The 22,366-nt window shown below is 69.4% G+C and carries 22 protein-coding genes; 19 read left to right on the forward strand and 3 right to left on the reverse strand.

The genetic code is table 11. The annotated features are described in order from the left end of the window. The 3 genes from AC3B6C_RS12385 (at window position 1) to AC3B6C_RS12395 (ending at window position 2,577) form a co-directional block, all read left to right on the forward strand. A complete protein-coding gene (locus tag AC3B6C_RS12385) occupies window positions 1–321 on the forward strand; it encodes a GNAT family N-acetyltransferase (protein WP_010842051.1) in 321 nt (106 codons plus the stop codon). Between the two features lie 118 nt (window positions 322–439). Further along, entirely contained in the window at window positions 440–1,894 is a 1,455-nt protein-coding gene (locus tag AC3B6C_RS12390) for a sensor histidine kinase (RefSeq protein WP_488372958.1), read from the forward strand. Next, window positions 1,891–2,577, forward strand: coding sequence for a response regulator transcription factor (locus AC3B6C_RS12395; protein WP_010842049.1), 687 nt, complete (start codon window positions 1,891–1,893; stop codon window positions 2,575–2,577). The genes AC3B6C_RS12390 and AC3B6C_RS12395 overlap by 4 nt, the downstream gene beginning before the upstream one ends. Window positions 2,578–2,607: 30 nt before the next feature. On the opposite strand, the gene AC3B6C_RS12400 is transcribed toward AC3B6C_RS12395, so the two are convergent. Then, the gene (locus tag AC3B6C_RS12400; protein WP_488372959.1) at window positions 2,608–3,468 is read right to left on the reverse strand and encodes a DUF3109 family protein; all 861 of its coding nucleotides are present in this window, start codon (window positions 3,466–3,468) and stop codon (window positions 2,608–2,610) included. Window positions 3,469–3,522: 54 nt separating this feature from the next. Here AC3B6C_RS12400 and AC3B6C_RS12405 point away from each other — a divergent pair, with 54 nt between their 5' ends. The 10 genes from AC3B6C_RS12405 (at window position 3,523) to AC3B6C_RS12450 (ending at window position 13,680) form a co-directional block, all read left to right on the forward strand. Further along, window positions 3,523–4,500, forward strand: a complete 978-nt coding sequence (locus AC3B6C_RS12405; RefSeq protein ID WP_197282754.1) for a Ppx/GppA family phosphatase — start codon at window positions 3,523–3,525, stop codon at window positions 4,498–4,500. A gap of 51 nt (window positions 4,501–4,551) precedes the next feature. Then, window positions 4,552–6,375 (forward strand): GtrA domain-containing protein, encoded by a 1,824-nt coding sequence (locus AC3B6C_RS12410; protein WP_488372960.1) that lies wholly within the window; start codon window positions 4,552–4,554, stop codon window positions 6,373–6,375. Between the two features lie 14 nt (window positions 6,376–6,389). Next, window positions 6,390–7,307, forward strand: coding sequence for a sugar phosphate isomerase/epimerase family protein (locus AC3B6C_RS12415; protein ID WP_488358764.1), 918 nt, complete (start codon window positions 6,390–6,392; stop codon window positions 7,305–7,307). A 38-nt stretch (window positions 7,308–7,345) separates the two neighbouring features. Then, window positions 7,346–8,203, forward strand: coding sequence for a thioesterase family protein (locus tag AC3B6C_RS12420; protein ID WP_010842044.1), 858 nt, complete (start codon window positions 7,346–7,348; stop codon window positions 8,201–8,203). A 6-nt stretch (window positions 8,204–8,209) separates the two neighbouring features. Beyond that, entirely contained in the window at window positions 8,210–9,070 is an 861-nt protein-coding gene (gene proC, locus AC3B6C_RS12425; RefSeq protein ID WP_010842043.1) for a pyrroline-5-carboxylate reductase, read from the forward strand. A 188-nt stretch (window positions 9,071–9,258) separates the two neighbouring features. Then, on the forward strand, window positions 9,259–9,492 hold the full coding sequence (locus AC3B6C_RS12430) for a helix-turn-helix domain-containing protein (protein WP_004019963.1): 234 nt from the start codon (window positions 9,259–9,261) through the stop codon (window positions 9,490–9,492). A gap of 325 nt (window positions 9,493–9,817) precedes the next feature. Next, the gene (locus tag AC3B6C_RS12435; protein ID WP_003402602.1) at window positions 9,818–9,919 is read left to right on the forward strand and encodes a 30S ribosomal protein bS22; all 102 of its coding nucleotides are present in this window, start codon (window positions 9,818–9,820) and stop codon (window positions 9,917–9,919) included. Between the two features lie 98 nt (window positions 9,920–10,017). Beyond that, on the forward strand, window positions 10,018–11,070 hold the full coding sequence (locus AC3B6C_RS12440) for an NAD-dependent epimerase/dehydratase family protein (RefSeq protein WP_010842041.1): 1,053 nt from the start codon (window positions 10,018–10,020) through the stop codon (window positions 11,068–11,070). Between the two features lie 198 nt (window positions 11,071–11,268). Next, window positions 11,269–12,441 (forward strand): lysophospholipid acyltransferase family protein, encoded by a 1,173-nt coding sequence (locus AC3B6C_RS12445; RefSeq protein WP_193748571.1) that lies wholly within the window; start codon window positions 11,269–11,271, stop codon window positions 12,439–12,441. A 75-nt stretch (window positions 12,442–12,516) separates the two neighbouring features. Next, a complete protein-coding gene (locus tag AC3B6C_RS12450; protein WP_488372961.1) occupies window positions 12,517–13,680 on the forward strand; it encodes a zinc-binding dehydrogenase in 1,164 nt (387 codons plus the stop codon). On the opposite strand, the gene AC3B6C_RS12455 is transcribed toward AC3B6C_RS12450, so the two are convergent. Next, window positions 13,646–15,100, reverse strand: coding sequence for a cytochrome P450 (locus AC3B6C_RS12455; RefSeq protein ID WP_488372962.1), 1,455 nt, complete (start codon window positions 15,098–15,100; stop codon window positions 13,646–13,648). The genes AC3B6C_RS12450 and AC3B6C_RS12455 overlap by 35 nt on opposite strands. A 56-nt stretch (window positions 15,101–15,156) precedes the next feature. Between AC3B6C_RS12455 and AC3B6C_RS12460 the strand changes: the two genes are divergently transcribed. Further along, complete coding sequence (locus AC3B6C_RS12460) at window positions 15,157–15,807, forward strand: TetR/AcrR family transcriptional regulator (RefSeq protein ID WP_488372963.1); 651 nt, start codon at window positions 15,157–15,159, stop codon at window positions 15,805–15,807. Between the two features lie 83 nt (window positions 15,808–15,890). On the opposite strand, the gene AC3B6C_RS12465 is transcribed toward AC3B6C_RS12460, so the two are convergent. Then, complete coding sequence (locus AC3B6C_RS12465; protein WP_010842037.1) at window positions 15,891–17,018, reverse strand: HAD family hydrolase; 1,128 nt, start codon at window positions 17,016–17,018, stop codon at window positions 15,891–15,893. Window positions 17,019–17,114: 96 nt separating this feature from the next. Between AC3B6C_RS12465 and AC3B6C_RS12470 the strand changes: the two genes are divergently transcribed. The 5 genes from AC3B6C_RS12470 (at window position 17,115) to AC3B6C_RS12490 (ending at window position 22,352) form a co-directional block, all read left to right on the forward strand. Further along, complete coding sequence (locus tag AC3B6C_RS12470; RefSeq protein WP_010842036.1) at window positions 17,115–17,369, forward strand: glutaredoxin family protein; 255 nt, start codon at window positions 17,115–17,117, stop codon at window positions 17,367–17,369. 151 nt (window positions 17,370–17,520) lie between these two features. Beyond that, the gene (locus AC3B6C_RS12475; RefSeq protein ID WP_488372964.1) at window positions 17,521–18,309 is read left to right on the forward strand and encodes a redox-sensing transcriptional repressor Rex; all 789 of its coding nucleotides are present in this window, start codon (window positions 17,521–17,523) and stop codon (window positions 18,307–18,309) included. Next, a complete protein-coding gene (locus AC3B6C_RS12480) occupies window positions 18,306–19,685 on the forward strand; it encodes a glutamyl-tRNA reductase (RefSeq protein ID WP_488372965.1) in 1,380 nt (459 codons plus the stop codon). Before AC3B6C_RS12475 ends, AC3B6C_RS12480 begins: the two co-directional genes overlap by 4 nt. Continuing rightward, entirely contained in the window at window positions 19,682–20,626 is a 945-nt protein-coding gene (hemC, locus tag AC3B6C_RS12485; protein WP_010842033.1) for a hydroxymethylbilane synthase, read from the forward strand. The genes AC3B6C_RS12480 and hemC overlap by 4 nt, the downstream gene beginning before the upstream one ends. Before the next feature lie 49 nt (window positions 20,627–20,675). Further along, on the forward strand, window positions 20,676–22,352 hold the full coding sequence (locus AC3B6C_RS12490; protein ID WP_010842032.1) for a bifunctional uroporphyrinogen-III C-methyltransferase/uroporphyrinogen-III synthase: 1,677 nt from the start codon (window positions 20,676–20,678) through the stop codon (window positions 22,350–22,352). Window positions 22,353–22,366 lie beyond the last annotated feature (14 nt).

Raw genomic sequence — 22,366 nt, forward strand, 5'->3', positions numbered from 1 at the left:
ATGGCGGATGTGGATGCCCTGCGGATCGACCATTCACCTGCTCGGGAGCGGTACGAGGCGATTCTCGTCGCCGAGTCCACGGGCGAGGACGAGGTCGTGGGCTATCTGGACTATGTCTCCGAGCCGTACCAGGTCGTCGTGACGCACACCGTGATCCGGGAGCAGTTCAGCGGTCACGGCTATGCGGGGCACCTGGTCCGGTTCGTCCTCGAGGACATCCGCAGCAGCGGCAAGCAGGTGGTGCCGGTCTGTTCCTATGTCCAGCGTTTCATCGAACGCCACCCCGAGTTCGCCGACATGGCGGTGCCGGTTCCGCAATGACCGCCCCCGTCGCCGAGCTCTCGGCCCTCGCAGGGCCTCCGGCCAACTCCGCGTGAACAACTGCCGAACACCTTCGTCAGATGTGCGTTCGGAGTTGGTCGAGTCGTAAGCTGCCCCTGTGACCGCCGCTATCTCCGCCGCGACGATCGCGTTCGTACTCGCGCTCTGCCTCGGTGTCGTGATCGGTCGACGCACCCGGGACCGTGACCGGTCTCGCGGATTCGCGTTGTTCGATCGCTTCTCGCGTGGTTCCGCACCCGCCGACGCCACCGCGGCGCCGGTGTTCCCGGTGACCCTCGGTCCCCGTGCGGTGCCGTCCTGGGCGGAGGTCCGCGACTCGGATGTGCAGTCGACCACCGACGACGGGCGGATGACCAAGGCCGGTCTGCTGAGCATGGTCGTGCGCAACACCGAGACCGCCATCGCCGTCGTCGACGAGTTCCGCGACGTCGTGCTGTACAACCAGCGGGCCGTCGAACTCGGACTCGTGCGCGAGATGCTGCTGGCCGACCCCGTGTGGGATGCGGTGAAAGAGGTGCTCGACACCGGGGTGGAACGCCGCTTCGAGTTCAGCCCGCCGATGTCGAGCCTCGGCTTCGTCTCGACCGGCCGTACTCCGAGGCCCAGCGTCGAGCACGTGCGCTGTCACGCCAAGATCGTCGCGCAGGGCGACGAACGCTACGTCGTCGCATACGGCCTCGACGACACCGAACACAAGCGTGTGGAGGCGACCCGGCGCGACTTCGTCGCCAACGTCTCGCACGAACTCAAGACACCCGTCGGCGCGATCGGCCTGCTCGCCGAGGCGCTCCTGGAGTCGGCCGACGACACCGACTCGGTGCAACACTTCAGTCGCCGCGTGGTCGGCGAGACCAAGCGCATGGGCAACATGGTGAGCGAACTGCTGGCGCTGTCCCGGCTGCAGGACGGCGTCACCCCGGAGTTCACCTGCATCGACGTCGACTCGCTCATCGACGACGCGCTGGCCTCGGCGACCCTCGCCGCGGAGGCGGCGGCGATCGAGCTGCGCGCGGACGATCCGATCGGGGTGACCATCCGCGGCGACCGGCCACTGCTGCTCACCGCGCTGAACAACCTGATCTCCAATGCCGTCTCGTATTCGCCGTCGGACACCGTGGTCTCCATCAGTCGTCGGGTCATCAAGATCGACGGGCGGCCGATGGTCGCCATCGCGGTCACCGACCGCGGGATCGGGATCGAGCCGGAGGATCAGCAGCGCGTCTTCGAACGCTTCTTCCGGGTCGACAAGGCCCGCTCGCGGATGACCGGCGGCACCGGACTCGGACTGGCCATCGTCAAGCACGTGGCCGCCAACCACGGCGGCACCATCAACCTGTGGAGCAAGCCCGGTACCGGCTCCACGTTCACGCTGTGCATCCCGGAGGACCTGTCGGACACCGGCTGGCCGGAGGCGGCCGAACAGGCGCTGTCGAATCCGGATTCACCGCCCCGCGGACTCGGCGCCGGCCATCACACCCCGCCGGCCCGGGTCGACGCAGCATCATCGAACGACCCGATTTCCGGTCACGACAACGAAGGAAACAAGAGTTGACCCACGTTCTGATCGTCGAGGACGAGGAATCGTTGGCGGATCCGCTGGCATTCCTGTTGCGCAAGGAGGGCTTCGAGGCCAGCGTCATCACCGATGGCGCACAAGCCCTGTCGACCTTCGATCGGGTGAGTCCCGACATCGTGCTCCTGGATCTCATGCTGCCCGGGATGTCCGGAACCGAGATCTGCAAGGCCCTGCGCACGCGGTCTAACGTCCCGGTGATCATGGTGACCGCGCGCGACAGCGAGATCGACAAGGTCGTCGGCCTGGAACTCGGCGCGGACGACTATGTGACCAAGCCGTATTCGGCTCGCGAACTGATCGCGCGTATCCGCGCGGTGCTGCGCCGCGGTGGCGACGTGCCCGACGACGGCCTCGAGATCGGGATCCTGGAGGCCGGGCCGGTCCGGATGGACGTCGAACGGCACACCGTGTCGGTCAACGGAACTCCGATCACCTTGCCGCTCAAGGAATTCGATCTCCTCGAGTACCTGCTGCGCAACGCCGGAAGGGTGCTGACGCGCGGTCAGCTGATCGACCGGGTGTGGGGCGTCGACTACGTCGGCGACACCAAGACGCTCGACGTGCACGTCAAGCGGCTGCGTTCGAAGATCGAACCGGATCCGGCGAATCCCAAGCACCTCATCACCGTTCGCGGTCTCGGGTACAAGCTCGAGGCCTGAGCCACACCGGGCCGGCAGCCCCCGGCGGGACTACTCCGGGGGTTGCAGCTCGTACTTGACGTCGGTCTCGCGGCGCTGCGTTGCGGCCTGCGTCGCCGGGTGGATCGCGATGAGCCCCAGGCCGTTTCGGCGTTTGCAGGCGGCCGCGAGCGCCGCGTAGGCGGGTTCGCCGATCAGTGCGGTCAGCTCAGGGGCATACGATTCCCACACCTGCTTGGCGCCGACGTGGGCATCGGGGGAGCCCGAGCAGTACCACTTCAGATCGTGGCCGCCCTCGCCCCAGCCGCGCCGGTCGAACTCGGTGATCGTCGTCTGGAGCACCTCGGTGCCGTCGGGACGTTCCACCCAGTCCTGCTCGCGGCGCACCGGGAGCTGCCAGCACACGTCCGGTTTGACCGTGAGCGGCTCGAGTCCCTTGCGCAGCGCCATCGAGTGCAGTGCGCAGCCGACGCCACCGGCGAACCCGGGGCGATTGAGGAAGATGCACGCGCCCTTGTGAAGTCGGGTCTTGAGTGCTGGCTCGTCGTCGAGGTCGCTCTCCTCGAGATAACCCTTGGGGCCGACCGGATCCTTGCCCGAGCCCTTCTTGTAGAACTGCCAGTCCGCGGGCGTCAGCATGGCGACGCCGCGGGCCAGGGTCTCACGATCGTCGTCGTCGGAGAGGTAGGCGCCGTGGCTGCAGCAACCGTCTGTCTCCCGGCCGGGGAGGATGCCCTGGCAAGCCGGGGTGCCGAACACGCACGTCCAATGGGAGAGCAGCCAGGTCAGGTCGGCCTTGATGACGTGCTCGGGATCGGCGGGATCGGCGAATTCGTACCATTCGCGCGGAAAGTCGAGTTCGACCTCCGGCGCGGGGTCGACGCGGGGCGCGGACGGCGAAATGGCGGTCACCTCTATACGGTAGCCGGGATCGGGCGGGCGAGGCGGCTGCACTACCGTTGAGCCGTGCGCTTAGGAGTCCTCGACGTGGGCAGCAACACAGTCCACCTCCTGGTGGTCGATGCCCACCGCGGCGGCCATCCCACCCCGATGAGTTCGACCAAGGCGGTTCTGCGCCTGGCCGAACAGATCGACGCCGACGGGCGGATGAGTGACCGTGCCCTCGCCAAGCTCATCGAGTCGATCGACGAATTCACCCATATCGCCCGGACGTCGGGTTGCGAACAGATGATGGCCTTCGCGACGTCGGCCGTGCGTGACGCGACGAACTCCGACGATCTGCTCGACGAGATCGAGCGCCGGACCGGGGTGCGTGTGCTGGTGCTGTCGGGTCGCGACGAGGCCCGCCTCACCTCGCTGGCGGTGCGCCGCTGGCGCGGCTGGAGCGCCGGGCGCATCCTCGCGCTCGACATCGGCGGGGGTTCGCTGGAGATGTCCAACGGCGTCGACGAGGAACCCGACGTGGCCCTGTCGCTGCCGCTGGGTGCCGGCCGGCTCACCCGCGAATGGTTGCCCGACGATCCGCCGGACCGTCGGCGGGTCGGGGTGCTGCGTGACTGGCTCGACGCCGAACTGCGGGCGCCGGCGGCGAAACTGCTCGCACCGGGTGCGCCCGATCTGTGCGTCGGGACGTCGAAGACCTTCCGCAGCCTCGCCCGGCTGACCGGGGCGGCGCCGTCGAGTGCCGGACCGCGGGTCCGCCGGGAACTGACGACGAGCGGGCTGCGCCAGCTCATCTCCTTCATCTCCCGCATGACCAAGGCGGATCGCGCGGAACTCGAGGGTGTCAGTTCCGACCGCGCCGGGCAGCTCGTCGCCGGAGCGCTGGTCGCCGAGGCGGCGATGCGCGCGTTGCAAGTCGATACACTGGAAATCTGTCCGTGGGCTCTTCGTGAGGGTGTGATCCTGCGCCGACTCGACGCCGAGCAGGCCGACGCGCTGGAGCCGGCTCCTGCACGCGGCGTTCACGAGGGCGTCGGCTGACCCGGAGCCCCGGACCAATGACGTTCGAGAACGAGGACGGAGAACCACTTCATGCCGAAGGATTCGGAGCCCGAATCTCGACCCATCTCGGTGTCGGAGCTACTTGCCCGGTCACAGGGTTCGGAGGGCGACGCACCGGCTCGATCGCGAGACGGACGGGGACGTAGGCGCGCCGGTCGTAGCGGTTCGTTCTCGGTGTCGGAGCTGACCGGCGAGATCCCGAAGGTCTCCGACGCCGAGGGCGACTCGGCGGCACCGGCCGAGACCCCGGCGCCGTCCGAGACTTCCGCCCGGTCCGAGAGTCCGGCCCGGTCCGAAACCCCGGCCCGGTCCGAAACCCCGGCCCGGTCCGAAACCCCGGCCCGGTCCGAACCGGCGGCGCCGTCCGCAGGGACCGCGCGTCCGGAGCAGGCGACGCCTCCGGAGCGGGACACGGCTTCCCGGGGACGCCCGGACACGACCGCCGGACCGTTCCCGAGGTCGGGGAACCCGATTCCGCGGCGCCCGGCCGAGGACCACCCCGTCGTCGACCGCCCGCGTGCCGACCGGCAACAGGGGTGGCCCGGCGGCCGCACCGCCAGCGGGATGCCCGGCTACGGCCAGGGGCCCGTCCCGCCGATGTCGACCCGCGACTTCAGCTCGGAGGCGGTGGCCCGTCGCCTCGGTCAGAACCCGCCGCGCGACACCGCCCCCGTCGACCAAGAGTCGGCGAACGCGGTCACCGGCATCATCCCGGTCGTCGGCGAGAACGGCCAGGATCTGTCCGTCGTCGACTCCGACGACGTGGTCACCTACGACCTGACCGAGGTCGATGCGGGCCCCGGCGGTCCCCGCGAGCGGGGCGACGGCGGGTTCTCGGAGGTCATGGACTTCGACGCCTATCGCAACTTCGCCGACGTGGAAGGCGCGGAACACGGAGCCGGCAGAGGCCGGTCCGGGACCGCGGCCCGTCCCGCCGGTTCGGCGAAGAAGCCCAAGGCAGCGGGCGTCGCCGGACTGGCCCGGAAACTCTTCGGCGGCAAGAAGCGCGATCGGGCCCAGGACGAGCGACCGGTCGACGCGCCCGGGTTCGACGGGCGGGACCACGACGGCCACGCCGACGACGAGACGACGTCCGGCTGGGCCGCGACCGCGGCAGCCGCCGCGACGGCGGGCGGGACGACGGCCGCGATCGCCGCCGCGCACCCCGAGATCCACCCGACCGAGGACCGCCCGGCCGACGACGACCACCAGACGTCTGACGACCTGACCGACGCCCACCGGACCCAGGACCGCCAGACGGACGACCGCCAGACGGACGACGACCGGACCGTCGTCTCCCGGAGCGACGACCACCCGACCGAGGCCATCGAGCCGGTCGAGTCCCACCCCGACGACGCCGGCCGGGTCGACCTCACGAAGGACGACGAACCCGAGGATGCCGCCGAACCGGGGGAGCCGGGCGAGCTCGATGCCCTGCACGACACGACGGACATCGACGAGACGCCCGACGCCGAAGCCGGTCATCCGACCGGTGCGGGCGTCGAGGCCGGACGCGAGGACATCCCGTCCGCCGCCGGCCCGGCGACCGCCGGCGAGGCCGACGCCGCCGATACGGCAGAGGATGACGCCGAGCAGTCGCCGGTGAAGGCATGGCTGGTGCTGTTCGGGCAGGCGCTCGCGGGTCTCGCGGTCGGCGTCGGCCTGTTCTGGGGCTTCACCGAACTCTGGCGGTGGAATCCGTACTTCGCGCTGGTACTCGCCGTCCTCGTCATCTTCGGGATCGTGACGCTCTCCCACGTGGTCCGACGCACCAAGGATCTGCCGACGACGCTGCTCGCGCTCGGTGTGGGTCTCCTGGTCACCATCGGGCCGCTGGTGTTGTTGGCCGCGTGAGCCGGCCCGAACCGATGAACCCGTCAGAGTCGGAGACGGGCCGAACCTCACCAGCGGCCGAGATCCCGATCGGACTCTCGACGGCCTCGGTGTATCCGCAGAACACCGAGGCGGCCTTCGCCTACGCCGCCGAACTGGGTTTCGACGGCGTGGAACTCATGGTGTGGGGGGATCCCCTCAGCCAGGACATCCGGCGCGTCGAACATCTCTCGGAGCACTACCAGGTGCCGGTGCTGTCCATCCACGCGCCGTGTCTGCTCATCACCCAGCGCGTCTGGGGACGTGACCCGGTCGTGAAACTCGCCCGTGCGGTGGAGGCGGCCGAGGACCTGGGTGCGTCGACCGTTGTCGTGCATCCGCCGTTCCGTTGGCAGCGGGGCTACGTCGCGGCCTTCGACGACCTGGTCGACGAGCTCGAAGCCGACAGCGGCATCGCGGTCGCGGTGGAGAACATGTTCCCGATGCGCGCCGACCGCTTGTTCGGGGCGGGCGAGCCGTCGGTCCGGCGTCTCGCCAAGCGCGGCGGCGGGCCCGGTCTGGCGGCGTCGGCGTTCGGCAAGTCCATCGACCCGACCGACGACGGCTACGCGAACTACACCCTCGATCTCTCGCACACCGCGACCGCCGGCGTCGACGCCCTCGCGCTTCTCGACCGGATGGGGTCGCGGCTCAACCACCTGCATCTGGCCGACGGGCACGGGGCGGCCACCGACGAGCACCTCATCCCCGGCGACGGGGCCCAGCCCTGCGCGGAGGTGTGCCGACGGATCGCGGCGAGCGACTTCGCCGGGGCGGTTGTGCTCGAGGTCACGACGGGTAGCGCGCGCACCAAACCCGAACGCAGCGCGCTGCTGGCCCGTTCGCTAGATTTTGCGCGGCGGCACCTCAAACGGGAGCTGCACCCCGAGCCCCTCGGCCAGTTCAGCAGCTGACTCCTCGGGGGACGAGCCGGGTCGACGAAGGCGGGACGATGACCAGCAAGATCACCGAGGTGCAGGAGCTGACCGAGGTGGACCGGAGCGGTCCGGACTCGCTCACCCTGCGGGCGCACATCGACGCGACGTTCACCATCGGTCCCAAGGTGCACGGCGGCACGCTGCAGATGGTCGTCGCGAAGGCGGCCCGGACCGCGCTGAGCGCGCTGACCCCGGACGGCGATCGGCTCGCCGAGTCGGCTGCCGCGATGATTCCGGTGGCGATCTCCAGTGACTACCTCACCGCCCCCGACGCCGCGGACATCGATCTGGTGGTCGGCGTGCGCAAACGCGGGCGCACGGTCACGGTCCTGTCGGTCGACGCTGTGCAGCTGGGCCGCACCGTCGTGTCGTCGTCGGTGACGATGGCCCGGCCCGACAGCGGCCGGCCGCACCACTCCGGCCCCACGGTCCTCGACACACTGCCCGTGGAGCCGTCGCCGACGGGTATCCCACTCGACGGTTCGCCGATCGCCGAGGTCAATCACCTGGGCCCCGCCATCGATCTGGTCCTCGACTCGGAGACGTTCCCCGTGGTCCGCGGCGAGACCGGCGAGCCGCTGGTCCGCGGGTGGATCCGGCCGAAGGGCGTCGAGCCCGACGAGTACTTCACGGTCCTGGTCGGCGACATCTCGCCGCCCGTCGTGATGAATCTGGCGCTGTTCGGGTGGGCACCCACCGTGCAGCTGACGACCTATGTCCGCCGGCACCCCGCGCCCGGCTGGCTGCGCTTCGCCGCGACGAGTTCGGAGGTCGGCCCCGGGATGTTCGAGGAGGACCATCTCGTGGTGGACTCGACCGGGACAGTCGTCGCACAGTCCCGCCAGCTCGCCCTCATCCCCTCAGGAAGGTAGACATCCGTGTCCGAACGCATCGCCATCATCGGCGGAGGCAAGATCGGTGAGGCACTGCTTGCCGGTTTGATCGGTGCAGGCACCCCGACCAAGGACCTCGTCGTCGCCGAGCGGCAGGAGAGCCGCGCCGCCGAGATCGCCGATGAGTACGGCGTACTGGTCACCGACGTCAAGAGCGCGGCCGAGTCGGCGCAGTACGTGTTCCTGGCGATCAAGCCCGACGACGTCGATTCGATCCTGCGGATTCTGGCCTCGGCGGAGGACAACGCGGAATCCGAGCGGGTGACCGTCACGCTCGTGGCCGGTCTGCCCCTGTCGCGATACGAGAGCGCCCTGCAGGCCGGTTCCCCGGTCATCCGGGTCATGCCCAACACGCCGATGCTCGTGAACGAGGCGATGTCGGCGGTCTCGGCCGGTCGGTACGTCGGTGACGAGCAGCTGCAGGCCGTGGTCAAGATCCTGCAGACGGTCGGCCGCGTCACGGTCGTGCCGGAGAAGCAGATGGACGCGGTCACCGCGGTGTCCGGTTCGGGACCGGCCTATGTCTTCCTGCTCGCCGAGGCGATGATCGATGCCGGCGTCGGGCTCGGGCTCACCCGCCCCCAGGCCTCGGAGATGGCGGTGCAGACCATCCGCGGTGCGGGCATCCTGCTCAGCGATTCGGGGTTGTCCCCGGTCGATCTGCGCGCGGCCGTCACCTCGCCGGGCGGCACCACCGCCGAGGCCATCCGCGAGTTCGAGGCCAACGGCCTGCGGCACGCCGTGTACCAGGCGACTCGTGCCTGCGCGGCGGCCAGCGCCCGCGGTGGACGTCGAGTGGAAGTCGAGGGTTTGGCACAGGGACACGCCGTCACCGACACCCCATGAATTGTGGTCGACGGGCCGACAAACCCCAGCATGTTGGGGTCGAGTCACAGGAATCTCAGAAATACCGGTCTCTCACGTCGCTTTTTTCACATCTGCCACGCTAAGCTTCTTTAAGCACGTGCGTGTCTGATGTCCGCAGGAGGGGAAGCCTGCGGCCGCGACGCGTGCACCGGAGGTATGAGTGATTCATGGCACCTGCAGACACTCCTGGTGACAGGACAGGCGCAGTGAGCAACGCGGCTTCGGCGTCGCAGTTTCTCACCGTCGCCGAGGTTGCATCGTTGATGCGCGTTTCGAAGATGACCGTCTACCGTCTCGTCCACAACGGCGAACTGCCCGCGGTTCGGGTCGGACGCTCGTTCCGTGTGCACGCGAAAGCGGTCCACGACTATCTGGAGACGTCGTACTTCGACGCCGGCTGATCCGGCGCACGCTGGACGCCTGAACAGCAGTTTCATCGGAAGACCTCCGTGACCGGCCCCGTGCCGGCCACGGAGGTCTTCTGCTTCGACGGTGGCTGTCCCGGGCGTGCGAACGGGTGTCGCCGCGGCCCCGGAACGGCATCGTCGACGACCGCGATTTCCCGATCCGGTGTGCCGCCCGGTAGGCTCGGTGGTCGCGTACCTGGATGCGCCGGTGAGCCCTTTGTCACCGCCGCTCGTCGCTTCGCTCCCGGCGCCGTTCCCGGCTGAAGTGCAGACCAGGGCCGAACAAGTACATCAGTGTCAATCGTGAGGAAGCGCCCCGATGGGTTCAGTGATCAAGAAGCGCCGCAAGCGCATGTCGAAGAAGAAGCACCGCAAGCTGCTGCGCAGGACCCGGGTGCAGCGTCGCAAACTCGGCAAATAGGCCTTTCTTCGGCATCGGGACCCGCTTCGGCGGGTCCTTTTGTCGTTCCGAGGGCGGCTCGTCGGGCCGAATCGTTCGGCTGGCGATAGCCTCGGGACATGGCCGAACCCACCTCCGCCCCGCCCAGGGTGGTCCTGGTCACGGGGGCATCGACATTCCTCGGGGGTTACCTCGTGGCGCGCCTCGCGGCCAACCCCGACATCGAGAAGGTCCTCGCGGTCGATTCGCGGGTGCCGCGCAAGGACCTCCTGCGTCGGATGGGACGTGCGGAGTTCCTGCGTCTCGACATCCGGCGCCCCACCATCGCCAAGGCGCTCGCCGCCTACAACGTGGACACGGTCGTCCACGCGGCGACCTCGATCGCCGACACCGCCCCGCACTCGGCGGCGATCAAGGAGTTCAACCTCGTCGGGGCTATGCAGGTGTGCGCGGCCTGTCAGCGCACGCCGTCGGTCAAGCGGCTCGTCCTGCGTTCCACCGCGATGGTCTACGGAGCCAGCAGCCGCGACCCGTCGCACTTCTCCGAGGAGACGCGCGCTCCCCGCGAGCCGAAGCGCGGATACGGTCGAGATCTACTCGACGTCGAGGGTTATGTGCGGGGGTTGGGCCGCCGGCGTCAGGACATCGACATCACCATCCTCCGCCCGCAGGCGATGCTGGGTCCGCGGATCACCACCCGGATGAGTTCCTACCTCTCGCTGCCGGTCGTGCCGACGGTGATCGGATTCCAGCCGCGGTTGCAGTTCCTGCACGAAGAGGACGCCCTGGCGGCGATGGAGCATGTCACCCTCGCCGGGAAGGTCGGCACGTTCAACATCTCCGGCGAGGGCGTGGTCACCCTGACGCAGGCGATCCGACGCGTCGGACACGTCGAACTGCCAGTTCCGAGCAGTCTCCTGGCTCCGATCGCGGGCGTGTTCCAGGACTTGCGGTCGGCGAAGCTGAGGTCGTCGCAGACGGAGTTCCTCACCTATGGCCGGGTGCTCGACACGACGCGGATGCGGACCGAACTCGGCTTCGTCCCGCGGTACACGACGCTCGAGACGCTGGACGACTTCATCGAGCGCAGCGGTGTGACGCCGGTGATCGGGTCCGACTCGTGGAAACTGTTCGAACAGCGGGTCGTCGCGGCGGCCCACCAGCTGCAGTGAAATTTCGGGTCACGATCGTGACGAAGTCGTCGTGAGCATGCGCAACGTGAGTGCAACCTCTAGACTTGGACGTCAGACCCACATCGCATCCGGCGCACGCGTGCGGCGAATCGTTCTCCGCGGCGGCTCGAGCGCCGACATCGACGTAGATCCGGGCCCCGGCCCGGCCCGGATCCCGTACCCAGGAAACAACTAGGGGTGAGCATTTTGGCACGTGGCGGAGCGACAGATGCACGTACCGCGAAAGTCATTCAGCTCTACACGTCGCCGTCGGGCCCCGACGCCCGTGGTGTCCGGGATTCCGGTCGCCGACGCCACCCGAGTCAGCAGGTCGGTCACGAACTGTCGAAAACCGCAGCAGCGCAACGTGAGTCGATGCTCGGTCATCCCAACACCGATGGGTTCGGACGAGCGCCGGCGCAGGTCACCCCGATCAGCGACGAGATCACGCTTCCCGACGAGGCACTGGGTGTCGAACACCGCGGCCCGACGAGGTCGAGTCCACTGTTCAGCCTGGGCGGACTGCGTGGCGCGGTCGCCGACACCCTCACCTCGACCGCCGGGTTCATCCGCGAACGGATGGCGGGGGAGTACGAGGTCGACGAGTTCGGCTTCGACCCCCACTTCACCGAGTCGGTGTGGTTCCCGGCCATCCGCCAGGTCTACGAGAAGTGGTTCCGCGTCGAGGTCACCGGTATCGAGAACCTGCCGCGCGAGGGCGGGGCACTCCTGGTCGCCAACCACGCGGGCACCATCCCCGTCGATGCGGTCATCACCTCGCTGGCCGTGCGCGACAACCACCCCGAGGGCCGGTATCTGCGCGTGCTGGCCGCCGACATGGCCTTCGACACCCCGGGCATCAGCGAGGTGGCCCGCCGGATCGGGGCGACGCTGGCGTGCAACTCCGACGCCGACCGGCTTCTGCGGGCCGGCGAGCTGACCGCGGTCTGGCCCGAGGGCTACAAGGGCATCGGCAAGCTGTACAAGGACCGCTACAAGCTCCAGCGGTTCGGCCGCGGCGGGTTCGTGACCACCGCGCTGCGCAATGCCGCGCCGATCATCCCGGTGTCGATCGTCGGTTCCGAGGAGATCTACCCGATGCTCGCCGACCTCAAGCCGCTCGCCAAGATTCTCGGCCTGCCGTACTTCCCGGTCACCCCGCTGTTCCCATGGCTCGGCCCGCTGGGCATGGTGCCGTTGCCGTCGAAGTGGCACATCCACTTCGGCCGGCCCATCGAGACCGGGTCCTACGACGAGGCGTCCGCCGACGACCCGATGGTGGTCTTCGACCTCACCGATCACGTGCGCGAAGAGATCCAGCAGACCCTGTTCCGGATGCTCAGCCGGCGCGGGAGTGTGTACTTCGGCTGACGCCCGCCGCCCTCGGGGCACCGAACGGCACGCGTTCGGCGCCCGCACCGGCCTGTCAGCTGATACCCATGATGCATGCGTGCAGTGGTGTGCCGGAACGGCGAGCTGACGGTCCAGGAGATCCCCACCCCCGAGCCCGGTGACGGGCAGGTGTTGTTGCGGGTGCTGCGCGCCGGGATCTGCGGATCGGATCTGCATGCCCGCGTCCACTGTGACGCCTCGGCGGAGGTGTCCGCAGAGGTCGGCTACGACGCGTTCATGCGGTCCGGGCAGTCGGTGGTCATGGGACACGAGTTCGCCGGCGAGGTGGTCTCCTATGGGCCCGGATGCCGTAAGCGTTGGGTGCCCGGCACGCCCGTGGTGGCCGTGCCGATGATCCGACATGGCGCCCAGGCACATCTGACCGGTCTGTCGGAGTCCGCACCCGGCGGGTACGCCCAGTTCGTGCTGGTGTCGGAGGACATGACCTTCGAGGTCCCGGACGGTCTGTCGGCCGAGCATGCCGCCCTCACCGAACCGATGGCCGTCGCCCACCACGCGGTCCGGCGAGGGGAGGTCGGACGTCGCGACGTCGCGGTCGTGATCGGATGTGGGCCGATCGGGCTCGCGGTGGTCGCCATGCTGAAGGCGGACGGGGTCCGGACGGTCATCGCGAGCGACCCGTCGGCCGGCCGTCGCGCGCTCGCGCACCGGGTGGGTGCCGACATCGTCGTCGACCCGGCGGTGACCTCACCCTTCGAGCGGTGCGCCGAGGCCGGTCAGTACATCACCCGGGCCCAGGACCTGCTCGGCGCGGCCTTCGACGCGATGCGAACCCTTCGCCGGATTCCGTTGGCGCCGTGGTCATCTCTGTTCCGGATGGCCGACCGTCTGGGGGCGACGCCGAAGGGTCCGGTCGTCTTCGAGTGCGTGGGCACCCCGGGGATGATCGAGTACGTGGTGACCGAGGCGCCCTTCCGGTCACGCGTCGTCGTGGTCGGGGTGTGCATGGAACCCGACACGTTCCGGCCGGCCATGGCGCTGAACAAGGAGCACGAACTGCGCTTCGTGTTCGCCTACGATCCCGCCGAGTTCCACGACACCCTGCACATGATCGCGGACGGCAAGGTCGACGTCGCACCGCTGATCACCGCGACGGTCGGTCTCGACGGTGTCGGGGCGGCGTTCGACGCCCTCGGTGGCGCCGAACACCACGCGAAGGTCCTCATCGATCCCATGAGCGAGGTGGCGACGCTGTAGAAGCTGTTGCCGTAGAGCGGCTTTCGCGGTCGGCGCGGGTTCCGGGGCCCGTCGGTCGCCCGACCGGGGTCAGTCGCAGGTCCCGGGGCATCGACGTGAGGCGCTCGGTGGTCCGGAGGCGGTAGCCGGGAGTCGGGGTCAGGTCGTAGCGCCGGAGTAACGAGGCGAGGACGAGAACCGCCTCGTGGAGGGCGAACTGGCGTCCGATGCACGACCGCAGACCGGTTCCGAAGGGTTTGTACAGATGCGCGGGACGTGCCCGGACGCGTTCGGGGAGAAAGCGATCGGGGTCGAGCACGTCGGGGTCGTCGCCCCACCGCGGGTCTCGGTGCAGTCCGCCCACGAGTACCAGGAACCAGTCGCCCGCCCGCACCGGGTGACCACCGGCGATCGTGGTGTCGGCACGAGCGACGCGAAAGTAGCCGGGCACCGTCGGATGCAGCCGCAGCGTTTCGTCGACGATCCGTCGGACGAGGCGCAACTTCGCGACCTGTTCGTAGTCCGGTGACGTGTCCTCGCCCCACACCCGGTCGATCTCGTCCCGTGCCGCCTCGACGAGATCGGGTCGGGTGGACAGGTGGTGTAGCGCGAAAGACATGGCGCCGGAGGTCGTCTCGTGGCCGGCGATGAGGAAGGTGATCATCTGGTACCTGATGTTGTCCTCGTCGAGGATCGGCGTGCCGTCGGTCCTCGTCGTGAGCATGAGGGACAGCAGGTCGTCGGGCCACTGCGCCGTTCGACGCCGGGTCGCCACGATGTCGTCGACGATCCGCGCCATCCGGTCGCCGTGGTGGCGGACGCGCCGCCGGGCCAGGTCCGCGGTCCATGCGGGCAGCCAGGACCGTCGGATGAAGGACTCGTAGTAGCTGCCGCGGAGTGCGCCGACCATGTGGCGGATGAACGGGTCGGTGTCGCCGCCACGGTGACCGCCGAATCCGCCGAAGCCGTGACCGGCGGTGGCTCGTCCGATCGTCTCGAGCGCGGTGCGGGTCATGTCCGCCGTGACGTCCACCGGCCGGCCGGCCTGCCGGTCCCAGTGATCGAGTAGTTCGCCGACGACCTCCGACATCACCAGATGGTGGCGGCGCATCGCCTGCTGGCTGAACGCCGGCATGAGGAGCTGATGGGCGTCCATCCACGCCGGGTCGTCGTTGTCCGCGGTGAAGAGCCCGTTCCCGACCGCCGGCCGGAGGCCCAGCAGCTCGGGCCCGAGGTGCTTGGCGAAACGGCGTTCGTCGTTGACTTCGGCGACGGCATCGGCCCCGGCGGCGATGACGTAGGTGGCGCCCATGGTCGTCGTCTCGAACAGTGGTCCGATCCGGGACGCGGTGTCGACCAGCGACTCCATCGGCGTCCGGATGTCGAGGGCGAGGAGGTCGCCGAACAGTGGCAGTCGACGTGGTGGGTGCGGCAGTGACATCGGATCCCCGTTAGTAGACGTCTGTGTACTAGTGATGGTGGGCTACTATTCAACACGTGTCAAGCAAGGCTGAGGGTGCGGTACGCCGACGCCTCACTCCGGAGGCCCGTCGCTCCGAGCTCGTCGCCGCGGGTGAGCGGCTGTTCGGCGAGGCTCCCTACGACGAGGTCCGGATGGACGATGTCGCCGCGGAGGCCGGGGTCTCCCGCGCGCTCATGTACCGCTACTTCCCCGACAAGCGGTCGTTGTTCGTGGCCGTCGTCGACGCGCTGTCGGACCGGATGATCGCGCGGACGGTGGTCGAGATCGACGCCGGCGCAACACCGTTTCGCAGGATCCGTACCGCGGTCCTCGGCTACCTGGACCAGTACGCGAAACACCCCCATGCGGCGGATTCGATCGTTTTGGGAGTCGGGGCGGCCGATCCGCGGATCGCCGACCGCGACGAGGCCGACCGGGCCCGGTTACGAGATCTCATCGTCGATCAGTTCCGGCACGAGTTCGCCACGCCGCTGTCCGCCGAGACCGCCGAACTGTTCCGGGCGGTCGTCGGCGCCTGGCTCGCCTACACCCAGGAACTCATCCGGCACTGGGTGCGCAATCGTGAACTCGACCGCGATCAGATCGCCGATCTGTGCGCGCATTCCCTGCTCGACGTCGTGGCGCGGGTGCCCGGCGTTCCCGTCGACGAGTTGCGCCGCGACTGACGAATCCGTGGCGACCATGCGCGCCACGACCACATAGTTGTTACGAAAAGCCGTTCAGCACAGGGTGATCCGACGTCGGGGGATCAGCGCTGCCGGAGGAACCGGGCGGCCGCCGCGGCGCCTCCGCCCGCGGCGCCGAGCACGATCGCGGTCCCGGCCCCGTACTTGGCGGCCTTTCGCGCCGTGCGGAAGTCGTACATCTCCCACCCGCGGACCTTGGCGACGTCGCGCAGGTCGGTGTCGGGGTTGATCGCCACCGCGCGGCCGACCAGTGACAGCATCGGCACGTCGTTGTGCGAGTCCGAGTACGCCGTACACCGCTTGAGGTTGAGCCCCTCCCGGATCGCGAGTGCGCGCACGGCATGGGCCTTACCGGGCCCGTGCAGGATGTCACCGACGAGCCGTCCGGTGAAGACCCCGTCGACGCTCTCGGCGACGGTGCCCAGCGCGCCGGTGAGGCCCAGTCGGTCGGCGATCGTCTGTGCGAGTTCGACCGGTGTCGCGGTCACGAGCCACACCTGCTGCCCGGCGTCGAGGTGACGCTGGGCCAGGGCCCGGGTGCCCGGCCAGATCTTGTCGGCGATGTAGTCGTCGAAGATCTCCTCGCCGAGTTCGACGAGTTCGGCGGTCGGCTTGCCCGCGATGAACGACAACGCCTTCTCCCGGCCCTCCGCGACGTCGCGCGCGTTCTCCTTGCCGGTGATCCGGAACTTCGCCTGGGTCCACGCGAAATCCATGATGTCGCCGTAGGTGAAGTACTTCCGGGCGGCCAGGCCGCGCGCGAAGTGCACGATCGACGCACCCTGCACCAGGGTGTTGTCGACGTCGAAGAAGGCGGCGGCGGTGAGGTCGCGCCGGGGTTCGCCCGGGATGTCGGCCGTCTCGCGTGACCGCAGCGAGTCGACGGCGGCCTTCGCGCTCGCCTCGCCGGCGAGGGTCTGGCGGAGTTCGTGCGCGGTCTGGCGGAAGCGGCCCGTGGCGGCGGTCGCGCGCTGGGAGATCCAGTTGGTGACGCGGTTGGTCTCGTCGTCCACGAGCTCGTGGAGTTCGGCGTCCTCGTCGAAGTCGTCGGTGAACTCCACCCGTGCGGCGTGGGCCTCCCAGTCGTCACCGGTCGGGCCGTCGCCCTGCATGGGATTCGGGGGGAGGATCGTGGCGTCCTCGGGCGTCTGGTCGTCCTGCCGGTCTTCCGGGCCCGGGATCTCGCCCACTGCCCACCTCCCACGCGTAGCGCCAGCACTGCTTGCCGGCTACAGCCTAGTCACCCGGGGCGATCCCACCATCGCGACGTTGGGAAGATGGTTGCCATGACGGTGGAACTGTTGACCCGCGCCGGGTGCCAGGCCTGTGCGGCGGCCCGGTCCGACCTGACCCGGATCTGCGCCGAGCTGGGTGTCGGATTCAGCGAGGTCGATGTCGACCGGGCGGCCGACGAGGGACGTGCCGACCTGCGCGCCGAGTTCGGCGACCGGCTTCCCGTGGTCCTGCTCGACGGCGACGAACACAGCTACTGGGAGGTCGACGAACCGCGCCTGCGGGCCGATCTCACCGGCCGGCGCTGAGCTGCTCAGCCCGTCGGGGCGTCGTCTAACACAGCACCGCGGGCCCCGGGGGGCCGTGTGAACAGATTCACAGGCGAGTTATATCCTTCTGTCCGTTGGAAGAGTCGGGTCTCGGTGTCTGGTCGACGCCGACGAGCGTGTGGGAGTGAGAGTGGGCGCGGAGCGTGCGAAGTCGGCTGACGCCGACCCTCCCGCGTCTGTCGTCCCCGCCCCAGACATCCCGGCCGCCGACATCCCCGGACCGACGGTCGCCCGGCTGGCGACCTATCTGCACGTGCTGCGCTCGTTCAGCCGCCGGGGCGTCCTGGTGGCGTCCAGCGGCGAACTGGCGACGGCGGCCGGTGTCAACCCCGCGATCCTGCGCAAGGACCTCTCGTATGTCGGCGCCAACGGCGTGCGGGGGGTCGGCTACGACGTGGGCAGGCTGACCGCCCGGATCTCGATGACCCTGCACACCGACAGCATCCACACCGTCGCGCTCGCCGGCGCCGGCTCGCTGGGACGCGCACTGCTGTCGCACGCCGGCTTCGGGCGAGGGTTCCGGGTCGTTGCGATGTTCGACGCCGATCCGGCCCTGACCGGCACGGTCCTGGAGGCCGGCGGCCCCCGGGTGGCGCCGCTGACCGACATCGCGGACGTCTGCGAACGGGCGGTCCCGACGGTCGAGATCGCGGTGATCGCCACGGCCGACGACGACGCCCGGAACGCCTTCGACGCCTTCGTGGCCGCAGGGGTTCGGCAGGTGCTCAACGTCACGCCGGTGTCGCTTCCGGCGGAGTCGGATGTTGTCGTCAGACAAGTTGATCTAGCCTTGGAACTACAGGTGTTGGCTTTCCAGGCCGCTCGCGGGTCGCGCGACGACGTCAAGGAGCCGCGCGGAACGAAGCCGGCTCGCAGGCACCAGGGAAACGCAATGGGTGAAGAAACGGTGACAGCGTGAGTGTTCTGTTGTTCGGGGTATCGCACCGCAGTGCTCCGGTCGAGGTGCTCGAGCGGTTGGCGGTCTCCGACCACGACCGGCCCAAACTGATCGACGAACTGCTCTCCTCGCGGGCGATCTCCGAGGCCATGCTCGTGTCCACCTGCAACCGGGTGGAGATCTACGCCGTCGTCGACGCCTTCCACCCGGCGCTCGAGGCGGTCGGCGCGGTCCTCGGTGACCACTCGGGAATGACCGTCAACGAGATGACCCGTCACGCCTACGTCCGGTACTCCGAGGCCGCCGTCGAGCATCTCTTCACCGTCGCGGCAGGCCTCGATTCGCTCGTCGTCGGCGAGCAGCAGATCCTCGGCCAGATCCGCAACGCCTACCTCAGCGCCGACGCCAACGACTCCGCCGGACGTGTCCTGCACGAGCTGGCCCAGCAGGCGCTGCGCGTCGGCAAGCGTGTGCACACCGAGACCGGGATCGACCGGGCGGGTGCCTCGGTGGTCTCCGTCGCGCTCCACCGCGCCAAGTCGCTGCTCACCGATCCCGCGACCGGTGCCCATCGCCTGCGTCGTGCGGTCGTCGTCGGCGCCGGCGCGATGGGGGGCCTGGCCACCGCGCAACTGGCCCGCGAGGGCGTGACCGAGATGGTCGTCGTGAACCGGACCGTCGAGAAGGCGGATCACCTCGCCGGCAACATCGCCGCCAACCACGGCATCAGCGTCCGGGGCGTCGGGCTCGACGACCTGCCGGCTGCGATGGCCGCGGCCGACGTCGTCGTCACATGTACGGGCGCGATCGGTGCGGTCGTCGGTGTCGGTTCGGTGCACTCGGCGCTCGCATCCCGTGCCGGTGACGCGGCTCCGCTGGTCATCTGCGACCTCGGGTTGCCGCGCAACGTCGACCCGGCCGCCGCACGACTGCCCGGCGTGCACATCGTCGACATCGAGGGACTGCGCGGCGACTCCGAGACCCAGGCCGCCGAGAACGACACCCTCGCGGCCCGTTCGATCGTCGCCGCCGAGCTCGCCGACTACCTCACACATCAGCGTCAGGCCGAGGTCACCCCGACGGTCGCCGCCCTGCGTCAGCGCGCCGCCGACGTCGTCGAGGCCGAGATCCTCCGGCTCGAGACCCGTCTCCCGGACCTCGAGGGCGCACAGCGCGACGAGGTCGCCAAGACCGTCCGCCGCGTCGTCGACAAGCTCCTGCATGCGCCGACCGTGCGCGTCAAGCAGCTGGCCTCGACCCCCAACGGGGACCACTATGCCGAGGCGCTGCGCGAGCTCTTCGAACTCAAGCCCGGTGCCGCGGAAGCGGTTTCGGCCCCCGACCATCTCGGTGGCCTGCCCGCGGGCGACGCGGCCGGCGAGCTGGGTGACCGATGAGCGCAACCTCTCCCGCGCCGATTCGGATCGGAACGCGGGGTTCGCTGCTGGCCACGACCCAGTCGCAGACCATCGCCGATGCGTTGACCGCCGCCGGACACCCGGCCGAGCTGGTCATCATCAAGACCGCCGGTGACGCCTCGGCGGCGCCGGTGGCCGAGATCGGTGTCGGGGTGTTCACCACCGCCATCCGCGTGGCCCTCCGGAACAACGAGGTCGACGTCGCGGTGCACTCCTACAAGGATCTCCCGACCGCCCCCGAGGACGACCTCACGATCGCGGCCGTCCCGACGCGCGTCGATCCCCGGGACGCGCTGGTCGCCCGTGACGGACTGGTGCTCGGCGAGCTCCCGCCCGGCTCGGTCATCGGCACCTCCGCCCCGCGACGGGCCGCGCAGCTTAAAGCATTGGGTCTCGGTTTGGAAATCCGCCCCCTACGAGGCAACCTTGATTCTCGGTTGGGCAAAGTCGCCAGCGGCGAACTCGACGCAGTCGTGGTCGCCCGCGCCGGACTCGTGCGGATCGGACGGACCGAAGTGGTCTCCGAAGCGCTCGAACCGGTGGTCATGCTGCCGGCTCCGGCGCAGGGTGCACTCGCTGTGGAGTGCCGCTCCGACGATGCCGAACTGGTGAGAATTCTCGCCGAGTTGGACGACAAGTCCACCCGCGCGGCAATTGATGCCGAACGGGCGGTACTCGCGGCTCTCGAAGCCGGATGTACCGCACCGGTCGGCGCGATCGCCGAGGTGGTCGAGTCGATCGACGAGGACGGGCGCATCTTCGCCGAACTGTCGCTGCGAGCGGCGGTGGCGGCCGAGGACGGGTCGGACGTGATCCGCGCTTCGGTGGTGGGCCCGGTCGATCGTGCCGTTCAACTGGGCAAGGATCTCGCCGCCGAACTGCTGGAGCTGGGAGCGGGCGACCTCGTCAACTCTCCCTAGCAGAGAACGAACTGCAGCCCTCGCCGAGAGGGCAGGAGAGTGCGAACCCATGAGCCGTACGAAGAAGGCAAATCCCGGACGGATCCTGTTCGTGGGGTCGGGTCCAGGGGACCCAGACCTGCTCACCGTGCGGGCGCGCACCGTGATCACCAACGCGACCACGGCCTACATCGACCCCGATGTGCCCGCGCCGGTGGTGTCGCTGATCGGTAGTGCGCATCGCGACGAACCCGACGTCGACACTCGCCGATCCGCCAAGAAGGCCGAGAAACCCGCCGACGACGCCACGTCGACGCCCGCCTCCCCGCCCGACGAACCCCAGGCCGTCGAGGGTGATGCCGGCCAGGCCGACGAGGAGTCGGTGGTCCGGCCGGCGCTCGGCGACCCGGCCGAGGTCGCCAAGACCCTCGTCGCGGCGGCACGCAACGGCGACGACGTCGTGCGCGTGGTCTCCGGGGACCCGCTCACCACCGACTCGGTCCTGGCCGAGGTCAACGCCGTCGCCCGCACCTCGGTCACCTTCGAGGTCCTGCCGGGTCTGCCCGCGGCCTCCGTCGTGCCGAGCTATGCCGGTATGCCGCTCGGCTCCACCCACACCGAGGCCGACGTGCGCGGCGAGGTCGACTGGGCCGCCCTGGCCGCCGCGCCGGGCCCGCTGGTGCTGCACGCGACTTCGGGTCACCTCGCCGAGACCGCGAGCGCCCTCACCGAGCACGGGATGGCGCCCCAGACCCCGGCCGCGATCACCATCAACGGCACCACCTGCGCGCAGCGCACCATCGAGGCCACCCTCGCCACGCTCAACGAGCAGGGCAACGCGCTCACCGGCCCGCTGATCGTCACGGTCGGCAAGGTCGTGGGTGCGCGCGGAAAGCTCTCGTGGTGGGAGTCGCGTGCCCTGTACGGCTGGACCGTCCTGGTGCCGCGTACCAAGGACCAGGCCGGCGACATGAGCGAGCGGCTCGTCAGCCACGGCGCCATGCCCAAGGAGGTGCCGACCATCGCGGTCGAGCCGCCTCGGAGTCCCGCGCAGATGGAACGCGCCGTCAAGGGACTCGTCGACGGGCGCTACCAGTGGGTCGTGTTCACCTCCACCAACGCCGTCCGCGCGGTCTGGGAGAAGTTCGCCGAGTTCGGACTCGACGCCCGCGCGTTCTCCGGCGTCAAGATCGCGTGCGTCGGTGAGGCCACCGCGGAGAAGGTGCGGTCCTTCGGCATCAACCCCGAACTCGTGCCGTCGGGTGAGCAGAGCTCGCTGGGCCTGCTCGAGGAATTCCCGCCCTACGACGACGTCTTCGACCCGGTCAACCGAATCCTGTTGCCGCGCGCGGACATCGCCACCGAGACCCTGTCCGAGGGACTGCGCGACCGCGGCTGGGAGATCGACGACGTCACCGCCTACCGCACCGTGCGCGCGGCCCCGCCGCCCGCCGAGACCCGCGAGATGATCAAGACCGGCGGCTTCGACGCGGTCTGCTTCACCTCCAGCTCGACGGTCCGCAACCTCGTCGGCATCGCCGGAAAGCCGCACGCGCGCACCATCGTCGCGTGCATCGGACCCAAGACTGCCGAGACCGCAACCGAATTCGGACTCCGGGTGGATGTGCAGCCGGAGAACGCCTCGGTGATCGAGCTCGTCGACGCGCTCGCCGAGCACGCTGCCCGCCTCCGGGCCGAGGGCGCACTTCCGCCCCCGCGCAAGAAGTCTCGCCGCTCGCGTTCCTGAGCTGCTCCTGCTCC

This window comes from Gordonia sp. 11cp, from assembly GCF_057767225.1.

Excerpts from the sequence above, each read along its gene's own strand:
- AC3B6C_RS12385 (WP_010842051.1), top strand. The coding sequence starts at position 1 with ATGGCGGATGTGGATGCCCTGCGGATCGACCATTCACCTGCTCGGGAG.
- AC3B6C_RS12410 (WP_488372960.1), top strand. The coding sequence starts at position 4,552 with ATGCCGAAGGATTCGGAGCCCGAATCTCGACCCATCTCGGTGTCGGAG.
- AC3B6C_RS12415 (WP_488358764.1), top strand. The coding sequence starts at position 6,390 with ATGAACCCGTCAGAGTCGGAGACGGGCCGAACCTCACCAGCGGCCGAG.
- AC3B6C_RS12420 (WP_010842044.1), top strand. The coding sequence starts at position 7,346 with ATGACCAGCAAGATCACCGAGGTGCAGGAGCTGACCGAGGTGGACCGG.
- AC3B6C_RS12430 (WP_004019963.1), top strand. The coding sequence starts at position 9,259 with ATGGCACCTGCAGACACTCCTGGTGACAGGACAGGCGCAGTGAGCAAC.
- AC3B6C_RS12435 (WP_003402602.1), top strand. The coding sequence starts at position 9,818 with ATGGGTTCAGTGATCAAGAAGCGCCGCAAGCGCATGTCGAAGAAGAAG.
- AC3B6C_RS12440 (WP_010842041.1), top strand. The coding sequence starts at position 10,018 with ATGGCCGAACCCACCTCCGCCCCGCCCAGGGTGGTCCTGGTCACGGGG.
- AC3B6C_RS12450 (WP_488372961.1), top strand. The coding sequence starts at position 12,517 with ATGCGTGCAGTGGTGTGCCGGAACGGCGAGCTGACGGTCCAGGAGATC.
- AC3B6C_RS12455 (WP_488372962.1), bottom strand. The coding sequence starts at position 15,100 with ATGTCACTGCCGCACCCACCACGTCGACTGCCACTGTTCGGCGACCTC.
- AC3B6C_RS12470 (WP_010842036.1), top strand. The coding sequence starts at position 17,115 with ATGACGGTGGAACTGTTGACCCGCGCCGGGTGCCAGGCCTGTGCGGCG.
- hemC (WP_010842033.1), top strand. The coding sequence starts at position 19,682 with ATGAGCGCAACCTCTCCCGCGCCGATTCGGATCGGAACGCGGGGTTCG.
- AC3B6C_RS12490 (WP_010842032.1), top strand. The coding sequence starts at position 20,676 with ATGAGCCGTACGAAGAAGGCAAATCCCGGACGGATCCTGTTCGTGGGG.